This window comes from Variovorax sp. 10L426, assembly GCF_056395305.1.
Genome location: NZ_JBFTJF010000014.1, coordinates 43143 through 65843, shown reverse-complemented (window position 1 = coordinate 65843; position 22701 = coordinate 43143). Strand labels below are relative to the sequence as shown.

Here is a 22701-nt window from a genome sequence, read left to right as displayed (position 1 = left end):
TCGCAGGGTCCCTGTTCTCCAGGAAGTCTCCAAGCAGTCTTTGTGCCCAGTACTGCGCGGCGACTGTAAGGGAGCCGGATGTCGAGCGCCAATGCCGTATGCGTCAGCTGACATGCCTCGGCCTCATAGTTTTGTGCGGCGCACAACTCGACATCTGCCGGCATCAGCGCGGCATCATCACGGCTGCGTACCCACCAGGTAAGCCCAGAGCGCCTCGACGGTGCTCTTGGCCTGCGGCGGCGCCATGTCGCCCTTGCCGTTACGGCCCACGACCTTCGACGGCGCCGCGGGTCGTTCGCGGTATGCGCGGATCTCCATGGTTGCTTCCAGGCGATCGATCTCCGGCGGCAGCGCGCTCACCAGCGTGCGTGCGCGCGCTTCTTTCCGGACAGCGCTTTGCGGCAGGAAGGCAATGCCGTGACCTTCCAACGCCATCACCTTGAGGCCTTCGGCCATGTCGGTTTCGTAGACGCGGTCGAGATGAATGGCCGTGCCGGACTCCTTGAGCAACTGATCGACCACCCGTCCAAGGTACGCACCGGGCGCATAACCGAGATAGGGAAGCGGCTGGCCGGCACGCCCGGGCAGACGGAAGCGCGGCGCGCCTTCGGCATCCGGCTTGACCCACGGCGCGACCACCTCTTCGCCAAGGCTCACCATCTCGTAGCGCGTGGCATCGAGCGGCAAGGGCTGGGAGGGATGGTGATAGGCGATCAGGAGATCGCAACTGCCCTCCACCAGGCGGAGAACCGCGTCATGCACATTGAGGGCGATCAGCCGGCTCTTCATCGGGCCGAACTGTTCGCGCAGGCTCGTGACCCAGGACGGGAAGAACGTAAAGGCCAGCGTGTGCGGAACGGCGAACTCGATCACGTCCTGCGCCGCCGCCGAATGCCCGCGCAGCATGGCGCGCGTGCTCTGCAAGGCCTGCAACATCTCGATCGCCTGGCCGTACAGCGTCTGGCCTGCGGGCGTCAGGCGCGTCGGATAGGAACTGCGATCGACGAGGTCGGTGCCGGCCCATCCTTCCAGCGCCTGAATGCGGCGGGAAAAGGCAGGCTGCGTGACGTGACGCAATTGGGCCGAACGACTGAAACTGCGCGTCTCGGCAAGGCTGACGAAGTCTTCTAGCCACTTGGTTTCCATGAATCCATTATGCGAGCGCTGCGACATACTTCCGCCATGCAACCCAACGACCTCCTCGCCCTCGACGCCACCACCCTGTCACGCCGGATCGCAGCCCGCGAGTTGTCGTGCCGCGAGTTGATGGCCGCCACCCTGGCGCGGATCGAGGCGCTGAATCCGCGCTTCAACGCCATCGTTTCGCTGCGCGATCCGGCGCAATCGCTGGCCGAGGCCGACGAGCGCGACGCCCAACTCGCGCGCGGTGAACGTCTCGGCTGGATGCATGGATTTCCGCTCGCCGTGAAGGACCTGAGCCATGCCGTCGGGCTGCCGACTTCGATGGGTTCGCCATTGGCGCCACGTTCGCCGGCCCGGGCGGACAGCCTGCACGTGGCACGCGCCCGCAACGCCGGCGCGATCGTCATCGGCAAGACGAACACGCCCGAGTTCGGGCTCGGCTCGCACACCTACAACACGGTCTTCGGAACCACACTGAACGCCTATCAACCGACGCTGACCGCCGGCGGCAGCAGCGGCGGCGCGGCCGTGGCACTGGCCCTTGGCATGCTGCCGGTGGCCGATGGCAGCGACATGGGTGGCTCGCTTCGCAACCCGGCCGCCTTCAACAACGTGATCGGGTTCCGGCCTTCACGCGGTCGGGTGCCAGGCTCGCCGGATGAAGAACTGTTCATGCAGCAACTCGGCTGCGAAGGCCCGATGGCCCGCACCGTCGAAGATGCAGCGCGCCTGCTCGCCGTGCAGGCAGGCTTCGATCACCGCGTTCCGCTGTCATTGCAGGACAGCCTTCCCTCGCCCGATGCGATGGAGCTCGAAGGAGACGTGAAGGGTCTGCGGATCGGCTGGCTCGGCAGCATTTGGCCCGACCTGCCGCTCGCCCCCGGCGTGCGCGAACTCTGCGAGCGCGCCCTGCAGACCTTCCGGGACCTCGGCTGCAAGGTCGAGCCGCACCAGCTCGATGTGCCGCGCGAACACAACTGGACCGCGTGGCTGCGGCTGCGCCAGTTGCTGGTGGGTGGCAAGCTCGGCGCGGCGTTTGTCGACCCCGCCCTGCGCGAACGGCTCAAGCCCGAAGCGCGGTGGGAAGTCGAGCAGAGCCACAAGCTGGATGCCGCGGCGCTGTATCAGGCCTCGGTCTATCGCTCGAACGTCTATCGCGCCTTCGTGCGTGCGTTCGAGAGTTTCGATTTCGTCGTGGCGCCGACGGCGCAGGTCTTTCCCTTCGATGCCCAACTCGCATGGCCGGAGAAGGTCGGTGACGTTCAAAGCGACACTTACCACCGATGGATGGAGATCGTCACGCCGTTCACGCTCGCCGGGCTTCCGACGCTCAACGTTCGCGCGGGCTTCGGCGAGGGCGGGCTACCGATGGGCCTGCAAATCGCCGGACCGATCCACAGCGATCTCGCTGTACTGCGGCTGGGCCATGCCTATGACAAGAGCTGCGGCTGGAGCGCAATCCGGCCGTCGGTCCTGGACGGTCTGTCGGGTTAGATCGGCGAAACGACGCCGCGTCCGGCGAAGTGCCCTTCGGCGTTTTCCATGAACCGGTTCACGGATGCCTGCGTCGCCTCGGGCGACCAGCCTGCCATGTGCGGCGTCAGCAAGACGTTGTCGAGGCCGATCAGCGGCTCAGGGCGCTTGGGCTCGCTCTCGTAGACATCGAGCCCCGCACCGGCGATCCGGTTGGCGCGCAGTGCGGCCGCGAGGGCCTCGGTGTCGACCACGCTCCCGCGCGAGATGTTGATCAGGTAGCCCTGCGGGCCGATCGCATCGAGGATCTCCGCGTTGACCAGGTGCCGCGTGGCCTGGCCGCCCGGCGTGGCGATCACGAGCACATCGGCCCATTCGGCCAGCGCTTCGAGGCTGTCGAAATAGCGGTGGTCGACGCCTTCGCGCGGCTTGCGGTTGTGATAGCCGATCTCCATGTCGAAGCCGGCCGCGCGCTTGGCGATCTTCTGGCCGATGATGCCGAGCCCGAGGATGCCGAGCTTCTTGCCCGAGACGTTGGGCGGGTGCGGAATCTCCTCGCGCCAGATGCCTTCCCGGCACTGCAGATCCAGCGTGCGGATGCGGCGCACGATGCCGATCAGAAGACCGAAGGCATGGTCCGCCACGCAGTCGGCATTGGTGCCTGCGCCGTTGGCGGTCGCGATGCCACGCGCACGTGCCGCTTCCAGCGGAAGGCCTTCATAGCCCGCGCCCATCGCACAGATGAGTTCGAGCTTCGGCATCGCGGCAATCTCTTCGGGCGTGATGCCGATGACGCCGATGGTCAGCACCGCGCGGAACTTCGCGCCGTGCGCCGCGACGGCCGCCTTCCGCTCGGCGGGGGTGGGCGCGTAGGTCACGTCGTAGACCGCGCCAATCTGGGCCTGATGGGCACTCGAAAGACTGTTGAGCACCAAAAGAGGAATCTTCCCGGACATTCAAATCACTCCTGAAAAACAAATCACAGTACGGGCGCGGCCTCGAGCTTCTGCAGTCTCCACATCTGCGCGTACTTGCCCTGTCGTGCGAGCAAGTCGGCATGGGTGCCGCGCTCGACGATCACACCGCTTTCGAGCACGAGGATTTCGTGCGCGTCGACAACCGTCGACAGCCGGTGCGCGATCACGAGCGTGGTCTTGTTGCGCGCGGCGCTCTTGAGCTCGGACTGGATCGCCCGCTCGTTGGCCGAATCCAGCGCGGAGGTCGCCTCGTCGAAGATCACGATCGGCGGATTCTTGAGCAGCGTGCGCGCAATCGCGACGCGCTGTTTCTCGCCGCCCGAAAGCTTGAGACCGCGTTCGCCCACCGTGGTTTCATAGCCCTTTGGCGTATGCGCGATGAAGTCGTGGATGCGCGCGGCGCGTGCGGCCTCCTCTACCTCGGCGCGACTGGCACCGGGGCGGCCGTAGGCGATGTTGTATTCGACGGTGTCGTTGAACAGCACGGTGTCCTGCGGCACGATGCCGATCGACTGGCGCACGCTGGCCTGGGTCACCTGGCGAATGTCTTCACCACCGATCGTGACGCGGCCCTGTTGCACGTCGTAGAAGCGGTAGAGGAGCCTGGCCATCGTCGACTTGCCCGACCCCGAGGGCCCGACCACTGCGACGGTCTGACCCGCCGGAATCTCGAAGCTGACGTTCTTGAGAATCGGCCGCGCCGCTTCGTAGGCAAAGCTCACGTTCTCGAAGCGCACGGTCGAATCAACGCCCGCCAACGGTTTCGCACCCGGCGCATCGCGCACCTCGCGCTCTTTTTCGAGCAGCACGAACATCTTGTCGAGATCGGTCAGGCTCTGCTTGATCTCGCGATAGATCACACCGAGGAAGTTCAGCGGGATATAGAGCTGGATCATGAAGGCATTGACCATCACCAGATCGCCGAGCGTCATGCGTCCGTCGACCACGCCCTGCGTCGCACGGTAGAGCATCGCGACGAGGCTGACCGCGATCAGGCACTGCTGCCCTGCGTTGAGCATGCTCAGCGTGGTCTGGCTCTTGACGGCCGCCTTGCGGTAGCGCTCTAGGCTCTCGTCGTAGCGGCCGGCCTCGAATTCTTCGTTGCTGAAATACTTGACCGTCTCGTAGTTCAGCAGCGAATCGACCGCATGACTCTGCGCCTTCGAGTCGAGCTCGTTCATCGTCTTGCGGAACTTCGTGCGCCATTCGGTCACCGTGACGGTGAACGAGATGTAGACCACCAGCGCGGCCAGCGTGATCCAGACGAAGACGGCGTCGAACTTCACCCCGAGCACCGACAGCACCAGCGTCAGTTCGATGATCGTCGGCACGATGCTGTAGAGCGACATCGAGATCAGCGAATGCACGCCGCGCGTGCCGCGCTCGATGTCGCGCGTCATCCCGCCCGTCTGCCGCTCCAGGTGGAAGCGCAGGCTCAGCGCATGGAGATGGCGGAAGACTTCGAGCGAGATGCTGCGCGCCGCGCCCTCGGTGGCCTTGGCGAAGACCAGTTCGCGCAATTCATTGAAAACGGCTGTCGAGAGCCGGAGCAGCCCATAGGCCAGGAGCAGGCCGATGGGCACCACCAGCAGCGAAGCGGCGCTGCCGGGCTTGATCGACATCGCGTCGACCAGGTTCTTGAGCAGGATCGGCACGCCCACGTTGGCAACCTTGGCGCCGATCATGAAGGCAAGCGCCGCCATCACCCGCCATTTGTAGTGCCAGAGGTAGGGGAAGAGTCTGCGCAGCGTCGCCCAGTCGGAGCGATCGCTGCGGGCCGGCTGGCCGGCCGAGACGTGATGGTGTGAAGAAATGGCTTCGCCGCTGCGGCGCATGGGAGACAATCGTGGCTGTTATTTGCTCCAGATTGTGCCCATGTCCGCTTCTTCCAGTGCCAACGTGGCCGCCACACTCAAAAGCCTCCCGGCCGACATGGAGCTTGTGCTCAAGGTCATCCCGATGCCGGCCGATTGCAACGCCAACGGCGACATCTTCGGCGGCTGGGTCATGGCGCAGTGTGACCTGGCCGGTTCCGTCATTCCGGCGCGCTATGCCAAAGGCCGCATGGCGACTGTCGCCGTCAACGAATTCATATTCAAGCAACCGGTGCGGCTGGGCGACATCCTGTCGTTCTATTCGAAGCTCGTGCGCATCGGACGCACGTCGATCACCGTGACGGTCGAGGTGTTCGCAGAGCGCTTCAGGGCCCAGGGCGAGTACATCAAGGTGACCGAAGCCACCTTCACCTACGTCGCCATCGACGACAACGGGCGACCCCGACTGATATCAGGCTAACCCCCAGGTTGGCTCACTTCGTGTAGCCGCCCACCCCCTTTCAGGGGGCGCTGCCGGCGGCCCGGCAAAGCCGGTTCCGCGTCAGCCCAGGAATAGGGCGGCGAATCAAACCTTCGAGAAGTCGGGCTTGCGCTTTTCCATGAAGGCGGTGAACGCCTCGCGCGCAGCGGGTTCGCGCAGCATGCGTCCGAAGCTCTGGCCTTCCTCGCCCATGCGTTCGAGCAGCGCGGCCTGCTGCGACTTCTTCATCAGGCGCTTGGTCTCGACCAGGGCGCTCAGCGGCTTGGCCGCCAGCTTGCGCGCCTGCGCCTGGGCGATGCTGTTGGCCTCGGTCGGCGGAACGACGCGATTGACCAGGCCCACTTCGAGCGCCGCTTCGGCCATGAAGGGGTCGCCCAGCAACAGTGCCTCGGCTGCGCGGTGGTAGCCGAACATCTGCGGCACCAGCAGGCTGGAGGCGGCCTCGGGACACAGGCCCAGGTTCACGAAGGGCATCGAGAACGCGGCGTTGTCGCCGGCATAGACGAGGTCGCAGTGGAACAACATCGTCGTGCCGATGCCCACGGCCGGACCGCAGACAGATGCCACGATCGGCTTCGGGAAAGTCGCAATGCCGCGCAGAAAGCGGAACACCGGCGATTCCTGCGTGGAAGGCGGCGCATTGAGAAAGTCGCCGATGTCGTTGCCGGCACTGAAGATCGTGGCGTCGCCCTGGATCAGCACGGCGCGCACGCCGTTGTCCTGCTCGGCCTTGGCCAATGCGTCGGCAAGTTCACCGTACATCGCCGCGGTGATGGAATTCTTCTTGTCGAGACGATTGAAAGTGAGGGTCATCACACCGGCTTCGGTGTGGACGAGGATGTCGCTCATGATGGGTCCTTGCAAAAAATGGGGTCAGGCGCCGAGCGCCTCTTGCACGAAGTCGAGCCGGTCCTGGCCCCAGAACATCTGGTTGCCGACGAACATGGTGGGCGCGCCGAACACGCCGCGCTCCACCGCCTCCTGGGTGACCGCCTTGAGGCGGTCCTTCACGTCCTGCGCGTTGGCCAGCGCGAGCAGCTTCGCGGCATCGAATCCCGCTTCCTGCAACACGGCACCCACCGTCGACGGGTCGTTCAAGTTGCGCGGCTCGACCCACATCGCGTGATAGACGGCATCGACATAGGCCTGGAAGCGGTCGGGCTCATGCATCTGCATGCCGGTGGCGCCACGCATCAACACGAGCGTGTTGATGGGGAAATGAGGATTGAACTTGATCGGCACCCCGTAGCGGCGCGCAAAACGCGCGAAATCCGTGAACACATAAGGCGCTTTGGCTGGGATTGTCGCCGGCGAATGGTTGCCCGTGGCCTGGAACACGCCGCCCAGCAGCATCGGCTTCCAGACCAGTTCCGCCCCCGCATCAGTGCAAAGCTTCGGCAACTGCGTGGCGGCAAGGTAGGAGGCAGGGCTGCCGAAGTCGAAATAGAAATCGACCGATCGCATCGTCATGTGTGTTGTCTCCTCAGAACTTCTCGGTCCACGGCCGCAGGTCGAGCTCGTGCGTCCAGGCATCGCGTGGCTGCGAATGCAGCATCCAGTAGGCATCCGCGATGTGCTCGGGATTGAGGATGCCATCCTCTGCCTTGAGCGCATAGCGTTCCGGGAAGTTGCTGCGGATGAATTCAGTGTCGATGGCGCCGTCGATGATCGAATGCGCCACGTGAATGCCACGCGGGCCCAGCTCTCGCGCCATGCTTTGCGCGAGTGCGCGCAATGCCATCTTCGCGCCCGAAAAAGCGCCGAAGTTCGCGGCGCCGCGCAGCGATGCCGTGGCGCCGGTGAAGATGATCGTTCCTCGGTGCGCGCCTTCGGGCAGTTCGCGCCCCACCATGCGCTTGGCCACTTCGCGCCCGTTCAGGAAGCCCGAGAAGCAGGCCATTTCCCAGACCTTGAAATACTTGCGCGCGGTTTCCGCCAGGATGCTTTCGGGCACGTTGGCGCCGATATTGAACACCAGCACTTCGATCGGCCCGATGGTCGACTCGATCTGCTCGACCAACGCGACGACTTCCTCTTCCTTGCGTGCATCGCTCGCGAAGGCATGGGCCTTGCCGCCTTCGGCCTCGATCTGCGTGACCAGCGGCTGGAGCTTGTCGAGACTGCGTCGCGTGACGCAGGTCGCGTAGCCCCCGCGTGCGAAGCGGCGTGCGATCGCGCCGCCGGTGGCGTCGCCTGCGCCGACGATCAATGCTGCCTTGGTAGATGCCACGATCACTCCTTGAAATAGACGATCTGGTTACTGGTTGCGAGCAACGCGCCGGTTTCGCTCCATAGCTGCGCAGCCTGGTCGAAATAGCCATTGCGGAATTGTTGCCCCGTCGCGCGTCCCAGCAGGTAGCCGGTGCCGACCTGGTCGAGCAGCGCCGCGTCGGTGTGGAAATAAGTCGTGATCGACACCGTGCCAATCGGCACCGGCGTGGCCCGCCGCAACCAGACGCGGGGATAGAAGGTGTCGCTCAGTGCGGCGAGCGAGGCAAAGTCCAATGGACGCGGCGCGTCATCGCGCAGCCACATGAGCGTTTCGCTGTGGTCGCCACTACCGTCCCATCGCGTGGGAATGATGCCCTTGATGGGGCGCATCTCGTACCGCTGGAGCCATTCCACCTTCGCCGGACCGATGGCCAGCCGCGGCACTGCCTCGGGCGAGGGTACATCGGGCATCGGCAGGTCGTTTGCGCCCCAGGTCTCGCGGCGCACGGCCGTGACCACCGTTCCCGTCGTCGTGACGTGCCGCTTGCCGTCCGCGTCGGCCTGAGCCATCTCGATGGTCCAGTGCTGCGTCGATCGGTTGGTGCGCACCGGCACGGCCAACACCTCGAACGAACCTGCGCCCAACGCGGCGGCATAGTTCACCGTCAGTGCGACGGGCTCCCCGAGCAGGTCGGGATGCCGCAGCACCGACTGAAGCATGACCGCTGCGGTCGTGCCGCCGAAAGGCCCGACCATGTTCCAGTAGTCCTGGCTCGTCGTGCCGGAGAAGAGCCCCGCGCGAATGTCGCTGTGCGACAGCGCGAGGGCCTGGTCGAGAGGATGTGTCTTCATGGCGGGAGTGTGCCTCCGTGGTGACGGGTCGTGCAGTCGTGTGGGAGACGCCTGCACCTGCTCACAAACCCTGAGACGTCAGACGCGCTCGAAGATCCCTGCCGCGCCCTGCCCCATGCCCACGCACATCGTGACCATGCCGTACTTCAGCTTCTTGCGCTGCAGTGCGTGCACCACGGTGGCAGAGCGGATGGCGCCCGTCGCGCCCAGCGGATGTCCCAGCGCTATGGCGCCGCCCATCGGGTTGACCTTGGCCGGATCGAGGCCCAGCGTGTTCATCACCGCGAGCGATTGCGCCGCGAAGGCTTCGTTGAGTTCGATCCAGTCGATGGCGTCCTGCGCCAGCCCGGCGTAGCGCAACGCAGCAGGGATCGCCTCGATTGGGCCGATACCCATGATGTGCGGCGGCACGCCCTTGCTGGCAAAGCTCACGAAACGCGCGAGCGGCTTCAGGTCGAACTGCTTGCACGCTTTCTCGCTCGCGAGAATGAGCGCGCCAGCGCCGTCGGACGTCTGCGAACTGTTGCCGGCGGTGACGGTGCCGCGCGCAGCGAACACCGTGCGCAGCTTGGCGAGCCCCTCGATCGACGTGTCAGGACGCGCGCCTTCATCCAGGCTGACGGTGCGGGTCTTCGTGATCACTTCCCCAGTTTCAAGATTGGGCATGCGGTCGGTCACCTCGATCGGCGTGATCTCGGCGCTGAATTCACCGGCCTGCTGCGCAGCCAGTGCGCGCTGATGCGATTGCAGTGCAAAGGCGTCCTGCGCCTCGCGGCTGACCTTCCATTGCTGTGCCACCTTCTCAGCCGTGAGACCCATGCCGTAGGCAATGCCCACGTCGCCTTCACGCTCGAAGATCGACGGCGACAACGAGGGCGAGTTGCCCATCATCGGCACCATGCTCATGCTTTCGACGCCGGCCGCGATCATCACCTCGGCCTCGCCGACGCGGATGCGGTCCGCCGCCATCTGCACGGCCGACAGGCCCGATGCGCAGAAGCGATTGACCGTGATCCCGCCGATGCTGTTGGGCAGGCCCGCCAGCACGGCGCCGATGCGCGCGACGTTGAGCCCCTGCTGCGATTCGGGAATCGCGCAACCGCAGATGATGTCCTCGATCGCCTTCGGATCGAGCCCAGGCACTGCCGCGAGCGCTGCCTTCAGCGTGGTCGCGAGCAGGTCGTCGGGACGGTAGTTGCGGAAGTAGCCGCGATGCGACTTGCCAATCGGCGTGCGGGTCGCGGAGACGATGTAGGCGTCCTGGATTTGTTTGCTCATGATGTCTGTCCTTAGTTCCGCACCGGCTTGCCGGTCGAGAGCATGCCCATGATTCGCTCTTGCGTCTTGGGATGCACGATGAGTGAGCAGAAAGCCTTGCGCTCGAGCGTCATCAGATATTCCTCGGTCACGAGCGAGCCGGCATCGATGTCGCCGCCGGTCACCACTTCCGCGATCAGGCTCGCGATGTGGAAGTCGTGGGCGCTGATGAAGCCGCCGTCGCGCATGTTGACCAACTGGCCCTTGATCGTGGCCGCCCCACTGCGACCCGCGACCTTGAAGGTACGACGCAGCGGCGGACGCCATCCGGCATCGGCCATCGACTTGGCCTGCTGCAAGGCGACGTAGAGCAGTTCGTCCTTGTTCGGGACGATCACGTCGCTGTCCAGCAGGTAGCCCAGCTTCTTCGAATCCAGCGCGCCGGTGCCCACCTTGGCCATGGCCGCGGCGGTGAAGCCTTCGGTCAGGAAGGGCAGCAGGTCGGTGCCAGTCGAGGCCGCCGCGTTCTCGGCGGCACGGCGCGCGATGTAGGTCAGACCGCCGGCGCCGGGGATGAGGCCCACGCCCACTTCCACGAGACCGATATAGCTTTCCATCGCCGCAACGCGCTTCGCCGAGTGAACCGCGAGTTCGCAGCCGCCACCCAAGGCCATGCCGCGCACGGCCGAGATCACCGGCACGCTGGCGTAGCGGATCTTGAGCATGACCTTCTGGAGCTCTTCCTCGGCTGCTTCGACCGCGCCGATGCCGGCAACCACGAAGGCCGGGAGCATGGCCTGCAAGTCAGCGCCGACCGAAAACACTTCGTCGGGCGACCAGATCACCATCGCCTTGTAGTCCTTCTCGGCGAGCTCGACGCCCGCGGCGAGGGCCTCGGCCACATCCGGGCTGATGGCGTGCATCTTGGAATGAATGCTGGCGATCAGTACTTCGCCGTCCAGCGTCCACAGGCGCACGTCGCCTTCGTCCTGGATGGTGGTGCCGGCCTTGTTCGCATCGAGTGCGTTCGCGCCGAGGACGCTTTCGGCGAACAGCTGGCGTGCATGCACCGGCAAGCGGCGCGGTGCGACGAAGCGATTCTGCGAAGCGCTCCACGAGCCTTCGGGCGTGTGCACACCGCCGGCTTCGGCCACCGGGCCTTCGAACACCCACTTCGGCAGCGGGGCGGTCGACAGCGCCTTGCCCGCATCGATGTCTTCCTGGATCCAGGTCGCGACCTGTTTCCAGCCCGCTTCCTGCCAGAGCTCGAACGGCCCCTGCTTCATGCCGAAGCCCCAGCGCATTGCGAAGTCGATGTCGCGCGCGCTTTCGGCGATGGTCGCGAGGTGAACGGCCGCGTAGTGGAAGCTGTCACGCAAGATGGCCCAGAGGAATTGGCCCTGCGCGCCTTCGCTCTCGCGCAGCAGTTTCAGGCGTTCGGGCGCGGGCTTCTTGAGCATGCGACCGTAGACCTCATCCGCCTTGTCGCCGGAAGGCACGTACTCGCCCTTGGCCAGGTCGAAGCGCAGGATGTCGCGGCCAGCCTTCTTGAAGAAGCCGGCCTTGGTCTTCTGGCCGAGGTTGCCCAGTTCGAGCAGCTTGGCGAGCACCGGCGGCGTCGCGAAGTTCGGATAGAACGGATCGCTCTTCTCGTCCAGGTTGTCCTGCAGCGTCTTGACGACGTGCGCCAACGTGTCGAGCCCGACCACGTCGGCCGTGCGGAAGGTGCCCGAACTGGCGCGGCCGAGCTTCTTGCCGGTGAGGTCATCCACCACGTCCGGCGCGAGGCCGAACTTCTCGACTTCCTTCAGCGTCGCCAGCATGCCGGCGATGCCGACACGGTTGGCGATGAAGTTGGGCGTGTCGTGCGCACGCACCACGCCCTTGCCGAGCGTGCTGGTGACGAAGGCTTCGAGTTCGTCGAGCACCTGCGGCTCGGTAGTCGGCGTGTTGATCAGCTCGACCAGGAACATGTAGCGCGGTGGGTTGAAGAAGTGGATCCCGCAGAAGCGCGGCTTGAGCGCCTCCGGCAGCGCCTCGCTGAGCTTGGTGATCGACAGGCCCGAAGTGTTCGAGGCCAGGATCGAATGCTTGGCCACGTGCGGCGCGATCTTCTTGTAGAGATCGAGCTTCCAGTCCATGCGCTCGGCGATCGCTTCGATCACCAGGTCGCATTCACCAAGCTTGGCGAGATCGACTTCGTAGTTGGCCTGCTCGATCAGGCCGGCATCGGCCACGTCGCCGAGCGGCGCGGGCTTGAGCTTCTTGAGGTTGTCGATGGCACGCGAGACGATACCGTTCTTCGACCCTTCCTTGGCCGGCAGGTCGAACAGCACGACCGGCACACGCACATTGACGAGATGCGCGGCAATCTGCGCGCCCATCACGCCGGCGCCGAGCACGGCGACCTTTTTCACTTGAAATCTGGACATGGTGTGTTTGCTACTTGGATTGATGGGCCGCGCTCACTGCGCGCGGTTCCAGGTTTGGGTGCGCCAGAAGGGGCCGAGGTAGCCGCGTACCTCCAACTTCTTTCCACCGTCGATTGGGGTGAAGCTCGCGCGGTATTCCTTGCCGTTTTCGGGGTCGAGGATCTTTCCGCCTTCCCAGACGTCCTTGCCCTCGGCCTTCTTGCCGCCCCGGATGATTTCGAGCCCGGCGATCGGCTTGCCCTTGCGGTCATCGGTGCATTCCTCGCACGCGGCGTCGGGCTTGGCGTCCTTCTTGAGCGTCTTCTCGATGCGGCCTTGCAGTGCACCGCCCGATTCGCCAATGCGGATCTCTGCCTTGGACTCGCCAGTCTTGTCGTCGACGCTGCGCCAGAGGCCCACGGGGCTCATCTGCGCCAGCGCCGATGTGGCGCCGGCTACCAGCACGATGGCTGCGAAGAGCGCTTTCATGGCGTTCAAGCCAGCGCGGCGTCGGTGTTCATCAGCGGCGCGGCGCCGGCACGCGCGGTGCGCATCAAGGTCGCGGTCTCGGGAAAGAGCTTGGCGAAGTAGAAGCGCGCGGTCTGCAGCTTGGCCTGGTAGAACGGGTCGGTGTTTCCGGCGGCGATCTCGCGCAGCGCCGTACGCGCCATCAACGCGAAGAGATAGCCGAACACGAAGTGGCCCGCGACGCGCAGGTAGTCGACAGCCGCTGCGCCGACTTCATCCGGATTCTGGAAGCCCTTGAAGCCGATCTCGGTCGTGAACTTGGTGAGCTGGTCGCCCAGGATGGCCACCGGCGTGATGAACTCGCTCATCTTCTCGTTGACGCCTTCTTCTTCCACCAGCTTGCCGACCAGCTTGCCGAACTTCTTCAGCGTCGCGCCGTTGTTGCCCAGCACCTTGCGGCCCAGCAGGTCCAGCGACTGGATGGTGTTGGTGCCTTCATAGATCATGTTGATGCGGTTGTCGCGCACGAACTGCTCCATGCCCCATTCCTTGATGAAGCCGTGGCCGCCGAAGACCTGCATGCAGGCGTTGGTGGCAATGTGGCCGTTGTCGGTGATGAAGGCCTTCACGATGGGCGTCAGCAGCGCGACGATCTCGCCGGAGTCCTTGCGCACCTTCTCGTCGGGATGGTTGTGCTCCTTGTCGAGCAGCAGCGTGCAGTAGATGGCCAATGCGCGGCCGCCTTCGGCGTAGGCCTTGGCGGTCATCAGCATCTTGCGCACGTCGGGGTGCACGATGATGGGATCGGCTTCCTTGTCCTTGGCCTTCACGCCAGAGAGCGAGCGCATCTGGATGCGGTCCTTGGCATAGGCCAGGGCGTTCTGGAAGGCCACTTCGGTCAAGCCGAGCGACTGGTTGCCCACGCCCAGGCGGGCGGCATTCATCATCACGAACATCGCGGCCAGGCCCTTGTTGGGCTCGCCGACGAGCGTGCCGCTGGCGGCTTCGAGCACCATCTGCGCCGTCGCGTTGCCGTGGATACCCATCTTGTGCTCGAGGCCGCCGCAATAGATGCCGTTGCGGCTTCCGAGCGAGCCGTCGGCGTTGACGTTGAACTTCGGCACCACGAAAAGGCTGATGCCCTTGCTGCCCTTGGGCGCGTCCGGCAGGCGCGCGAGCACAAGGTGGATGATGTTCTCGGCCATGTCGTGTTCGCCGGCCGAGATGAAGATCTTGTTGCCGGTCAGCTTGTAGGTGCCGTCGGTTTGCGGTTCGGCCTTGGTGCGCAGCATGCCGAGGTCGGTGCCGCAATGAGGTTCGGTCAGGCACATGGTGCCGGTCCATTCGCCGGTCGTGAGCTTGGGCAGGTAGGTCTTCTTTTGCGCGTCGGTGCCGTGGGCCACGAGCGCTTCATAAGCGCCGTGCGACAGGCCGGGGTACATCGTCCAGGCCTGATTGGCCGAGTTGAGCATTTCGTAGATGCACTGGTTCACGACAAAAGGCAGGCCCTGACCACCGTAGGCAGGGTCGCACGATAGCGCCGCCCAGCCGCCTTCGACGTATTGGGCATAGGCGTCCTTGAAGCCCTTGGGGGTCTTCACTTCGTGCGTGGTCTTGTCGAGCACGCAGCCTTCCTCGTCACCGTTGATGTTGAGCGGGAAGGTCACTTCGGAGGCGAACTTGCCGCCCTCTTCGAGCACCGCGTTGATGGTGTCCGCATCGACCTCGGCATGCTTGGGCATCGCCTTGAATTCTTCGGTGACCTTCAGCACCTCGTGCATCACGAATTGCATGTCGCGAAGAGGTGGGGTGTAAGCGGGCATGTGGAGACTCCGGAAAGTGAAAGTAAGGAAGAAAAAGGGGTGCGTCGAGCCGTGCGGCTCAGGGGACGGTCTTCAGCTGGCGTCGCGTCGGGCGGGCTTCGGCGGTGGCGAGCGGCGCGTCCGGCGACGCGCTGCGTACAAGGATGTTGTCAAAACCGACGTTGGCTCGCGCCAGCGATTCGGGCGAGCGCAGGAAGCGGGCTTCGTAGTGCAGCGCCAGGATCAGCGCATGGATCTCGAAAGCGATCTGCTTCTCGTCGGCGTCATCGCGGAGATGGCCTTCCGTCTTGGCCTGCACGACGGCGCGGTACATGGCGTCGAGCCAGGTGTTGACCGAATCGGCCAGCGCGTCGCGCACCGGGCCGGGCCGGTCGTCGAATTCGACCGCGCCACTGATGTAGATGCACCCGGAGTCGATCTCGGCGGAGGTGCGCTTCATCCAGTTGGCAAACAGGGCGCGCAGGCGCGGCAGGCCGCGTGGGGCCTCGAGCGCGGGGTAGAAGACTTCTTGTTCGAAACGCGAGTGGTACTCGCGCACCACCGAGATCTGGAGTTCCTCGCGCGAGCCGAAGTGGGCGAACACGCCCGACTTGCTCATCTGCGTCACTTCGGCGAGGGCCCCGATCGACAGGCCCTCCAGACCGATCTGCGCGGCGAGGTTCAGGGCGGCATCGATGATGACGGCCTTTGTCTGCTGGCCCTTCTGGGGCGCGCGAGCGGACTTGGCGGAAGCGGGGGACGCGGGCATCGGAGGGATTTCAAAATAAAACGAACGATCGTTCTATTTTGCAGGACTTTTCCGCCACTCCAAAGCACAAAGACCCGCAAATACTGCGGGTCTTTGGAAACGCGAGTGCCTCGGGAATCAGTCCCGGCCTCGCTGCTCGCAGCTTCCTATTGCAGCGCCCCCCAACGCGAGACAGCGGGCTCCGCAATCGCCCATTTCCATCCGTCCGCTCCTTGGCAAGCAAAGGTCACGAAGCGAGGCTGCGGTGCGCCGGCCATCTTGGCTTCGACATCGTCCACCGAAAACACCGCCTCCTTGCACGCCGCCAAGGACGTCTTGAACGCTCGTGCAACGGTGACTTCGCCTTGCGCGTTTCCGTAGGGCACCGCGTGGCGAATTTCCCACGGCCGGCGCTCTCCAACCTTCATCTTGCCGATGAGGGACGCGATCTGCGTCTGCTCTTCGTGGCTCCAGCGGCGCAGAAGTGCATTGATCGATTCGTTCACGCCCGCCTGCACACCGATCCCGATGGCGACACCCACGGCAGGATTGGAAGCTGCAGCGCCCGATGCCACCCCCGTCACAGCGCCTGCGACGCCCCCGATGGAACTGCAGGCGCTCAGCGCGGCAACGCATGCCATTGCCGCAACGAACCTGGACGCGGCGACAGCAAGGTCTTTGCCCATCATTGCAAGGCGCCCCAGCGCTCCGTCGAAGGCTCGGCTGAAGCCCAGGCCCAGCGGCTCCCGCTGCGACAGATGGCCGCCACGTAGAACTCACTGATCGGCAACGCATCCCGTCCGCTCTGCTCCACCGACACGACGATCTCCTTGCAATCGAGCTCGCCGGAACTGATGACGCGGCTGACCGTCACGCGACCCGCTTCATCGGACTCGAGGGGAAGCGAAAGCGAGGTCTTCCAAGGCTTGATCTGGCCGACCTTGAGCGGTCCAGCGACCTGTGCGATCTGTTGTTGCGCCTCTTCGTGGATCTTTCGCTGCTGATACTGAATACCGGCACGGGCAATGGCCTGTACGCCGATCCCGATGCCGGCCGCTACGCCGGCGTTGTCCGTGATCGCACTGGCGATCACCCCGCTGGCAATACCCGCTCCGGCCGACGCGCTTTCAGCGAGGAGCGAACCGCATCCACCCAGCGCCAGCACCGAGGCCGCCAGAAGCGCTCCTGCGTGCCACCCCTTCACCACAAGTCCGCCGACTCTTCGACGACCATGCGCCCGTTGGCGGGCTGAATCGGTCGATGGTTGTCGCGGAACAGCTTCCGGAAGGCGTTGATCTGGTTGCGCGACATTTCGATCGGTTCTTTCAGCACCACCCAGTTGACGCTCTCCCTGCAAGGGGGTGTCGTCAGCGACCCGGTGTAGAGCAGTGCCTTGCGCCCTTTCGGCAGCAGCGCGTCGAGGTCGATCTGCGCATCGCGCGGGGCGTCATTCGATGCCGGCAGATTGGCGAACAGCGGTGCAAGTGCATGGTTTTGACTGCCTGCCTTGATGAAAACGCCCACGACAGTGAGCTTTCCGCGGTCGCCCTTGCCGACAAGGTGCATCTCCATCGGGAACGACTTGCCATCCAGACGATGTTCGCTGGGCGTGTGGAAATGGAACTGCGCCAACGGGTAGTCGCGGGCCTTGAAAGTGACCGCATTGCCGTCGCTTTCATTCACATCCATCTGGATGGTATGGCCGTTGTTGAGCAGCTTGCCGGTCGCCTTGCCGAAGCGGATCGCCACATCATGGTCCGCAAGAGGAGCGGCCTTGCTTCCCCGAAGATCAATGGGCGATTGCCGCTGTCCGATACCGCAAAGCCGATTCTCTTCAGCCAATGCGGCCCATTCTCCGGGGCCGGTATGACCGCCATACGACCAGTGTTCGGATGCACTTGCAAATGCGGCGGAGGTGAAGCCGAATGCGACGAGGCCCGCCGTGGCGAGCCGATTGAAATGAGACATCTGAGCGCTGACCCTGAACGATGAGAATTGGCATCCCGCACGCGCAACGGACACGCGTCGAACGGGATTTCAAGTCTCGCCGAAAGGGATCGCTACCCGTTCTCGATTAGGGCGCGACTTTTCTGATTTACCAGTAGGCCAACGCCAGGCTCGGCGCGGGTTCAGATCACGATCGGCTCAAAGCTCCGCCGCGCCTTGAGCTGATCCACATCCCACTCGATCCCCAGCCCGGGCGTCTCGGGCGCCAACGCATGGCCGGCCTCGATGTGCAAGCGGCTGGTCGTCAGGTCGTCGAGCTGCGGAATGTATTCGACCCAGCGCGAATTCGGCACAGCCGCGCACAGGCTCACGTGCAGCTCCATCAGGAAGTGCGGGCACATCGCGAGGTTGTGCGCCTCCGCGAGGTGCGCGATCTTGAGCCAGGGCGTGATGCCGCCGACACGCGCCACGTCCGCCTGCACGATGGAGCAGGCGTCCTGCCGGATGTACTCACCGAACTGCGACAGGTGGTACATCGACTCGCCGACCGCGATCGGCACGGTGGTGCTCGCGAGCAGTTGCGCATGCGCGGCCACGTGCTCGGCCGGCATGGGCTCCTCGAACCAGGCGAGATCGAGCTCGGCGTACTGGCGCGCGCGCCGGATCGCTTCGGAGAGCGACATGCTCTGGTTCGCATCGACCATCAGCTCGAAGTCCGCGCCGACGGCGTCGCGCACCGCCGACAGGCGCGCCATGTCCTGCGCGACGTGCGGCTTGCCGACCTTGAGCTTGGCGCCCAGGAAGCCCTCGGCCTTCGCGGCCAGCGTCTGCGCAACGAGCTCGCCGGGCTCCAGGTGCAGCCAGCCGCCCTCGGTGGTGTAGACCGGCACGCGCGCCTTGGCACCGCCCGCCATGCGCCACAGCGGCAGATCCGCGGCACGGCAGTTGCGATCCCACAGTGCGGTGTCGACGGCCGCGAGCGCCAGGCTGGTGATGGCGCCGACGGCGGTGGCGTGGGTGTGAAAGAACAGGTCGCGCCAGATCGCCTCGTAGGTCTGCGGGTCGCGGCCGATCAGCAGCGGCGCGAGGTGATCGCGTAGCAGCGCCACGATCGACGACCCGCCGGTGCCGATGGTGTAGGTGTAGCCGGTGCCGGCCGAGCCGTCGTCGCAGCGCAGCGTGACCAGCACGGTCTCCTGCGTGACGAAGGACTGGATGGCGTCGGTGCGCCGCACCTTCGGCGCGATGTCGATCTGCGCGATCTCGACTTGGTCGATCTTTGCCATGACGATACGTGGGGGTTCATGCCCCGGCCTTGGTCACTTCGTCGGGAAGGTCCGCACCATGGAACTTCTTGTAGATCGCATTGAGCTTGCCGTTCTTGAGGTTGGTGCGCACCCAGGCGTCGACCTTCTCCTTGAGCTTGGCCTCGCCCTTGCGGAAGCCGATGGCGAGCATGTTGACCTTCATCACGAACTTCACCTCCATCTGCTTGGCCGGATTCTTTTCGTTGATGGCCTTGAGGAGCGGCGGCGCCGTCGCGAAGATGTCGGCCTGGTTGCTGACGACCGCGGTGATGGAAGTGGCGTCGTCGTCGAAGCGCACGATCGTCGCGTCCTTCGGCAGGATCTTGGTGACTTCCTGGTCGTTGGTGGTGCCGCGCGTGGCGATGACCTTCTTGCCCGACAGGTCGGCCGCGCTCTTGATTTCCATGCTCTTGGGCGCGCCCACCACCGCCGAGATGCCCGCGTAGGGAATGGAGAAGTCGATCACCTTCTCGCGCTCAGGCGTGACCGAGAGGCTCGAGATCACGATGTCGGCCTTGTCAGTCTGCAAGAACGGAATGCGGTTGGCACCCGTGGTCGGCACGATCTCGAGTTCGAGTCCCAGGTCCTTCGCGAGCAACTGCGCGGTCTCGACGTCGGAGCCTGTGGAGTTGAGCTTGTCGTCCTTCATGCCGTAGGGCGGCACGCCCAGGTCGATCGCGACGCGGATCTTCTTGGCTGCGGTGATGGTGTCCAACTGGTCGGCGTGCGCCGCGACGCTCAGGCCGAGTGCGGAGCCGGCCAGCAGCAGGCCCGAAAGCAGCAGGTGCAGGCGGCGTTCTTGAAAGGGTTTCATGTCTCGTGATCCTTGGGGTTGTTTGAAAAAGAAAGGGACGAAAGCAATGTGCGGTCAAAGACCATTGCCGAGGAACTGGCGCAACTCGGGAGTCTTCGGATCGGCGAGCATCGACGCATCGCCCTCCTCCCAGACCAGCCCCTGATGCATGTAGACGATCTTGTCCGCGACGCCGCGGGCGAACGCCATTTCGTGCGTCACCAGCACCATGGTCATGCCCTCGTGCGCGAGCTTCTCGATGACCTTGAGCACTTCGCCGGTCAGTTCCGGATCGAGCGCCGAGGTGACCTCGTCGAACAGCATGACCTGCGGCTTCATCGCGAGCGAGCGAGCGATCGCCACGCGCTGCTGCTGGCCGCCCGAGAGCTGCTCGGGGTAGGCGTCGGCCTTTTCTGCCAACCCGACATGCGCCAGCACTTCCATCGCGATTGCGCGCGCATCGGATTGGCCCAAACGCTTGACCGAGGTCAGGCCGAGCGTGATGTTCTGCAGCACGGTGAGATGCGGGAACAGGTTGTAGCTCTGGAACACGATGCCCACGTCGCGACGCAGCGCGCGCACGTCGAGCGCCGCGTCGTGCACCGCATGTCCACAGACCTCGATGCGGCCGCTGTCGACGGTCTCGAGCCGGTCGATGCAGCGCAGCGCCGTGCTCTTGCCCGACCCGCTCTTGCCGATGATGGCCACCACCTGGCCCTTGGTGACGCGGAACGAGACGCCGCGCAGCACGTGCAGCGCGCCGAAGCGCTTGTGGACCTGGTCGAGTTCAACCACGGCTTGCATTGAGTTTCCTTTCCAGCCCGCGGCTCCATCGCGACAGCGGATAGCACATCGCGAAGTACAGCAGCGCGGCGCAGCCGAAATAGATGAAGGGCTGGAATGTCGAGTTGTTCAGCACCTTGGCGTTGTAGGAGAGTTCGGCAAAGCCGATGACCAGCGAGGCAATCGAGGTGTTCTTGATGATCTGTACCATGAAGCCCACCGTCGGTGGCGTCGCGATGCGCAGCGCCTGCGGCAACACCACCTTGACCATGCGCTGCCAGCGCGTGAGGCCGATGCACTCGGCCGCTTCCCATTGGCTCTTGTGCACGGACTGGATGCAGCCGCGCCAGATCTCGCCGAGGAAGGCGCTCGAATAGATGGTCATCGCCAATGCCGCGGCCAGGAGAGCGGGCACGGAACCGATGCCAAGGATGTTCGGCCCGTAGAAGCACAGCCCCATCAGCACCAGCAGCGGCGTGCCCTGTATGAGCTGGATGTAGGCGCCCGAGGCCATGCGCACAGCGCGCACCGGTGCGATGCGCGAAAGCGCCACCGACAGGCCGGCGAGCCCGCCGACGATGAAGGTCAGGATCGACAGTTCCAGCGTGCCGACCGCGCCCAGCAACAGGTAGCCAAGTTGTTCGTGGGTCATAGCGGAGTGCCGAGCTTGCGACGGCGCGTGAACACGATCTGGCCCAGCAGCCAGAAACCGAGGCGCATCAGGTACGACAACATCAGGTACACCGCCCACAGCACGAGGAATATCTCGAAATTGCGGAAGGTGTCGGACTGGATGCGATTGGCAATGCCCAGCAGTTCTTCGGCGCCGATCGACGACATGATGCTCGACGCCAGCATCAGCAGCACGAACTGACTGGTGAGCGACGGATACACGCGCTCCACCGCGGGCCGCAGGATCACGTGCCAGAACACCTGCAGCTTCGACATGCCGAGGCAGTCGGCGGCTTCGAGCTGACCCTTGTGGATCGACTCGATGCCCGCGCGGATGATCTCGCAGGTGTAGGCGCCGATGTTGATGACCAGCGCCAGCACCGCGCCCACGATGATCGGCATCGTCACGCCCACGCTCGACAGGCCGAAGATCAGGAAGTAGCTCTGGATCAGCAGTGGCGTGTTGCGGATTCCCTCCACGTAAACCCCGACCAGCCGCCGCAGCCACACATGGCGGCTGCCGCGCCCGACGGCACACAAGGCACCGAGGACGAAGCCGATCACGGTCGACAGGAACGACAGCTGGACTGTGACCCACGCGCCCTCGAGCAGCAGAGGCCATTGCGCCAGCACAGACGCGAAATCGAACTGGTACTTCACCGTCGTCGCGTGGTGATGTCAGCGCAGCGCGGTCAGAGCTTGAACGGCACGACTTCCTGACGTTGCTCGCCCAGGCCCTCGACGCCCAGGGTCATCACGTCGCCCTTCTTCAGGAACAGCGGCGGCTTCATGCCGAGGCCGACGCCCGGCGGCGTGCCGGTGGTGATGACATCGCCCGGCATCAGGGTCATGAACTGGCTCAGGTAGCTCACGATCTTGGCGACGCTGAAGATCATGGTCTTGGTGCTGCCGGTCTGCATGCGCTTGCCGTTGAGGTCGAGCCACATCGAAAGCTTCTGCGGATTCGGAACTTCATCGCGCGTCACCAGCCAAGGGCCGATGGGCCCGAAGGTGTCGCATCCCTTGCCCTTGTCCCAGGTGCCGCCGCGCTCGATCTGGTATTCGCGCTCGCTGACATCGTTGATGGTGCAGTAGCCGGCGACGAAGTTGAGCGCGTCCTTCTGCGACACATAGCGCGCACGCGCGCCGATCACCACGCCGAGTTCGACTTCCCAGTCGCTCTTGACGGAGCCCTTCGGCAGCATGACCGGATCGTCCGGACCCTGGATGCAGCTGATGGCCTTCATGAAGACCACGGGCTCGGCCGGGATCGGCAGACCCGATTCCGCGGCGTGGTCGGCATAGTTGAGTCCGATCGCGATGAACTTGCCGACATTCGCCACCGGGCAACCGAAGCGCGGCTTGCCCTTCACCAGCGGCAACTTGTCGACCTTTGACTTGCGCAGCTTGGCCAGGGCGGCGTCGCTCAATTGCTCCGCGCCGATGTCCTTGACCACGCCGCTGAGATCGCGCAGCTTGCCGTCGTCATCGATGAGGCCCGGCTTTTCCTTGCCCGGATTGCCATAGCGAACGAGTTTCAT

At 64.6% G+C, this 22701-nt stretch carries 23 protein-coding genes; 2 read left to right on the top strand and 21 right to left on the bottom strand.

Annotated features, from left to right (window positions below; translation table 11 throughout):
* Positions 1–177: 177 nt before the first annotated feature.
* Positions 178–1146, bottom strand: a complete 969-nt coding sequence (locus AC1DHL_RS20355) for a LysR substrate-binding domain-containing protein (protein ID WP_478163166.1) — start codon at positions 1144–1146, stop codon at positions 178–180.
* Positions 1147–1182: 36 nt separating this feature from the next.
* Between AC1DHL_RS20355 and AC1DHL_RS20350 the strand changes: the two genes are divergently transcribed.
* Positions 1183–2637 (top strand): amidase, encoded by a 1455-nt coding sequence (locus AC1DHL_RS20350; protein WP_478163165.1) that lies wholly within the window; start codon positions 1183–1185, stop codon positions 2635–2637.
* Here the strand turns inward: AC1DHL_RS20350 and AC1DHL_RS20345 are convergent.
* Complete coding sequence (locus AC1DHL_RS20345) at positions 2634–3572, bottom strand: 2-hydroxyacid dehydrogenase (RefSeq protein ID WP_478163164.1); 939 nt, start codon at positions 3570–3572, stop codon at positions 2634–2636. The two genes, AC1DHL_RS20350 and AC1DHL_RS20345, sit on opposite strands and share 4 nt — an antisense overlap.
* Positions 3573–3595: 23 nt before the next feature.
* Positions 3596–5428, bottom strand: coding sequence for an ABCB family ABC transporter ATP-binding protein/permease (locus tag AC1DHL_RS20340; RefSeq protein ID WP_478163163.1), 1833 nt, complete (start codon positions 5426–5428; stop codon positions 3596–3598).
* 40 nt (positions 5429–5468) lie between these two features.
* Between AC1DHL_RS20340 and AC1DHL_RS20335 the strand changes: the two genes are divergently transcribed.
* Positions 5469–5888: an acyl-CoA thioesterase gene (locus AC1DHL_RS20335; protein ID WP_478163162.1), complete on the top strand. Its 420-nt coding sequence runs from the start codon at positions 5469–5471 to the stop codon at positions 5886–5888.
* A gap of 105 nt (positions 5889–5993) precedes the next feature.
* Here the strand turns inward: AC1DHL_RS20335 and AC1DHL_RS20330 are convergent, their stop codons facing one another.
* The 18 genes from AC1DHL_RS20330 to AC1DHL_RS20245 all read right to left on the bottom strand — a co-directional run bounded on the left by AC1DHL_RS20330 (position 5994) and on the right by AC1DHL_RS20245 (position 22701).
* The gene (locus AC1DHL_RS20330; RefSeq protein ID WP_478163161.1) at positions 5994–6758 is read right to left on the bottom strand and encodes an enoyl-CoA hydratase; all 765 of its coding nucleotides are present in this window, start codon (positions 6756–6758) and stop codon (positions 5994–5996) included.
* 24 nt (positions 6759–6782) lie between these two features.
* Positions 6783–7373, bottom strand: coding sequence for a 2-hydroxychromene-2-carboxylate isomerase (locus AC1DHL_RS20325; RefSeq protein ID WP_478098131.1), 591 nt, complete (start codon positions 7371–7373; stop codon positions 6783–6785).
* A 19-nt stretch (positions 7374–7392) separates the two neighbouring features.
* Entirely contained in the window at positions 7393–8139 is a 747-nt protein-coding gene (locus AC1DHL_RS20320; protein ID WP_478097684.1) for an SDR family oxidoreductase, read from the bottom strand.
* 2 nt (positions 8140–8141) lie between these two features.
* A complete protein-coding gene (locus AC1DHL_RS20315; RefSeq protein ID WP_478097682.1) occupies positions 8142–8972 on the bottom strand; it encodes an acyl-CoA thioesterase in 831 nt (276 codons plus the stop codon).
* A 78-nt stretch (positions 8973–9050) separates the two neighbouring features.
* Complete coding sequence (locus AC1DHL_RS20310; protein WP_478163160.1) at positions 9051–10250, bottom strand: acetyl-CoA C-acyltransferase; 1200 nt, start codon at positions 10248–10250, stop codon at positions 9051–9053.
* Positions 10251–10261: 11 nt separating this feature from the next.
* Positions 10262–12661: a 3-hydroxyacyl-CoA dehydrogenase/enoyl-CoA hydratase family protein gene (locus tag AC1DHL_RS20305; RefSeq protein WP_478163159.1), complete on the bottom strand. Its 2400-nt coding sequence runs from the start codon at positions 12659–12661 to the stop codon at positions 10262–10264.
* Positions 12662–12694: 33 nt separating this feature from the next.
* Positions 12695–13129 (bottom strand): DUF2147 domain-containing protein, encoded by a 435-nt coding sequence (locus AC1DHL_RS20300; protein ID WP_478163158.1) that lies wholly within the window; start codon positions 13127–13129, stop codon positions 12695–12697.
* A gap of 5 nt (positions 13130–13134) precedes the next feature.
* The gene (locus tag AC1DHL_RS20295) at positions 13135–14931 is read right to left on the bottom strand and encodes an acyl-CoA dehydrogenase C-terminal domain-containing protein (RefSeq protein WP_478163157.1); all 1797 of its coding nucleotides are present in this window, start codon (positions 14929–14931) and stop codon (positions 13135–13137) included.
* Positions 14932–14989: 58 nt separating this feature from the next.
* Positions 14990–15679: a TetR/AcrR family transcriptional regulator gene (locus AC1DHL_RS20290; RefSeq protein ID WP_478163156.1), complete on the bottom strand. Its 690-nt coding sequence runs from the start codon at positions 15677–15679 to the stop codon at positions 14990–14992.
* Positions 15680–15825: 146 nt separating this feature from the next.
* Positions 15826–16347, bottom strand: coding sequence for a hypothetical protein (locus tag AC1DHL_RS20285; protein ID WP_478163155.1), 522 nt, complete (start codon positions 16345–16347; stop codon positions 15826–15828).
* Positions 16344–16862 carry a hypothetical protein gene (locus tag AC1DHL_RS20280; protein WP_478163154.1) on the bottom strand — a complete coding sequence of 173 codons (519 nt, stop codon included), beginning with the start codon at positions 16860–16862 and terminating at the stop codon, positions 16344–16346. The genes AC1DHL_RS20285 and AC1DHL_RS20280 overlap by 4 nt, the downstream gene beginning before the upstream one ends.
* Positions 16859–17626 carry a carbonic anhydrase gene (locus tag AC1DHL_RS20275; protein ID WP_478097666.1) on the bottom strand — a complete coding sequence of 256 codons (768 nt, stop codon included), beginning with the start codon at positions 17624–17626 and terminating at the stop codon, positions 16859–16861. Before AC1DHL_RS20275 ends, AC1DHL_RS20280 begins: the two co-directional genes overlap by 4 nt.
* Positions 17627–17787: 161 nt before the next feature.
* Positions 17788–18891: a mandelate racemase/muconate lactonizing enzyme family protein gene (locus tag AC1DHL_RS20270; protein ID WP_478097665.1), complete on the bottom strand. Its 1104-nt coding sequence runs from the start codon at positions 18889–18891 to the stop codon at positions 17788–17790.
* 16 nt (positions 18892–18907) lie between these two features.
* On the bottom strand, positions 18908–19726 hold the full coding sequence (locus AC1DHL_RS20265) for a transporter substrate-binding domain-containing protein (RefSeq protein WP_478097663.1): 819 nt from the start codon (positions 19724–19726) through the stop codon (positions 18908–18910).
* Between the two features lie 54 nt (positions 19727–19780).
* On the bottom strand, positions 19781–20509 hold the full coding sequence (locus AC1DHL_RS20260) for an amino acid ABC transporter ATP-binding protein (RefSeq protein ID WP_478163153.1): 729 nt from the start codon (positions 20507–20509) through the stop codon (positions 19781–19783).
* A complete protein-coding gene (locus AC1DHL_RS20255; protein ID WP_478163152.1) occupies positions 20493–21140 on the bottom strand; it encodes an amino acid ABC transporter permease in 648 nt (215 codons plus the stop codon). The genes AC1DHL_RS20260 and AC1DHL_RS20255 overlap by 17 nt, the downstream gene beginning before the upstream one ends.
* Entirely contained in the window at positions 21137–21820 is a 684-nt protein-coding gene (locus AC1DHL_RS20250) for an amino acid ABC transporter permease (protein ID WP_478163151.1), read from the bottom strand. The genes AC1DHL_RS20255 and AC1DHL_RS20250 overlap by 4 nt, the downstream gene beginning before the upstream one ends.
* A gap of 32 nt (positions 21821–21852) precedes the next feature.
* The gene (locus tag AC1DHL_RS20245) at positions 21853–22701 is read right to left on the bottom strand and encodes a fumarylacetoacetate hydrolase family protein (RefSeq protein WP_478097655.1); all 849 of its coding nucleotides are present in this window, start codon (positions 22699–22701) and stop codon (positions 21853–21855) included.

Excerpts from the sequence above, each read along its gene's own strand:
- AC1DHL_RS20260 (WP_478163153.1), bottom strand. The coding sequence starts at position 20,509 with ATGCAAGCCGTGGTTGAACTCGACCAGGTCCACAAGCGCTTCGGCGCG.
- AC1DHL_RS20295 (WP_478163157.1), bottom strand. The coding sequence starts at position 14,931 with ATGCCCGCTTACACCCCACCTCTTCGCGACATGCAATTCGTGATGCAC.
- AC1DHL_RS20350 (WP_478163165.1), top strand. The coding sequence starts at position 1,183 with ATGCAACCCAACGACCTCCTCGCCCTCGACGCCACCACCCTGTCACGC.
- AC1DHL_RS20325 (WP_478098131.1), bottom strand. The coding sequence starts at position 7,373 with ATGCGATCGGTCGATTTCTATTTCGACTTCGGCAGCCCTGCCTCCTAC.
- AC1DHL_RS20255 (WP_478163152.1), bottom strand. The coding sequence starts at position 21,140 with ATGACCCACGAACAACTTGGCTACCTGTTGCTGGGCGCGGTCGGCACG.
- AC1DHL_RS20335 (WP_478163162.1), top strand. The coding sequence starts at position 5,469 with ATGTCCGCTTCTTCCAGTGCCAACGTGGCCGCCACACTCAAAAGCCTC.
- AC1DHL_RS20285 (WP_478163155.1), bottom strand. The coding sequence starts at position 16,347 with ATGATGGGCAAAGACCTTGCTGTCGCCGCGTCCAGGTTCGTTGCGGCA.
- AC1DHL_RS20345 (WP_478163164.1), bottom strand. The coding sequence starts at position 3,572 with ATGTCCGGGAAGATTCCTCTTTTGGTGCTCAACAGTCTTTCGAGTGCC.
- AC1DHL_RS20265 (WP_478097663.1), bottom strand. The coding sequence starts at position 19,726 with ATGAAACCCTTTCAAGAACGCCGCCTGCACCTGCTGCTTTCGGGCCTG.
- AC1DHL_RS20275 (WP_478097666.1), bottom strand. The coding sequence starts at position 17,626 with ATGTCTCATTTCAATCGGCTCGCCACGGCGGGCCTCGTCGCATTCGGC.
- AC1DHL_RS20340 (WP_478163163.1), bottom strand. The coding sequence starts at position 5,428 with ATGCGCCGCAGCGGCGAAGCCATTTCTTCACACCATCACGTCTCGGCC.
- AC1DHL_RS20315 (WP_478097682.1), bottom strand. The coding sequence starts at position 8,972 with ATGAAGACACATCCTCTCGACCAGGCCCTCGCGCTGTCGCACAGCGAC.
- AC1DHL_RS20270 (WP_478097665.1), bottom strand. The coding sequence starts at position 18,891 with ATGGCAAAGATCGACCAAGTCGAGATCGCGCAGATCGACATCGCGCCG.
- AC1DHL_RS20290 (WP_478163156.1), bottom strand. The coding sequence starts at position 15,679 with ATGCCCGCGTCCCCCGCTTCCGCCAAGTCCGCTCGCGCGCCCCAGAAG.
- AC1DHL_RS20305 (WP_478163159.1), bottom strand. The coding sequence starts at position 12,661 with ATGTCCAGATTTCAAGTGAAAAAGGTCGCCGTGCTCGGCGCCGGCGTG.
- AC1DHL_RS20355 (WP_478163166.1), bottom strand. The coding sequence starts at position 1,146 with ATGGAAACCAAGTGGCTAGAAGACTTCGTCAGCCTTGCCGAGACGCGC.
- AC1DHL_RS20310 (WP_478163160.1), bottom strand. The coding sequence starts at position 10,250 with ATGAGCAAACAAATCCAGGACGCCTACATCGTCTCCGCGACCCGCACG.
- AC1DHL_RS20245 (WP_478097655.1), bottom strand. The coding sequence starts at position 22,701 with ATGAAACTCGTTCGCTATGGCAATCCGGGCAAGGAAAAGCCGGGCCTC.
- AC1DHL_RS20300 (WP_478163158.1), bottom strand. The coding sequence starts at position 13,129 with ATGAAAGCGCTCTTCGCAGCCATCGTGCTGGTAGCCGGCGCCACATCG.
- AC1DHL_RS20330 (WP_478163161.1), bottom strand. The coding sequence starts at position 6,758 with ATGAGCGACATCCTCGTCCACACCGAAGCCGGTGTGATGACCCTCACT.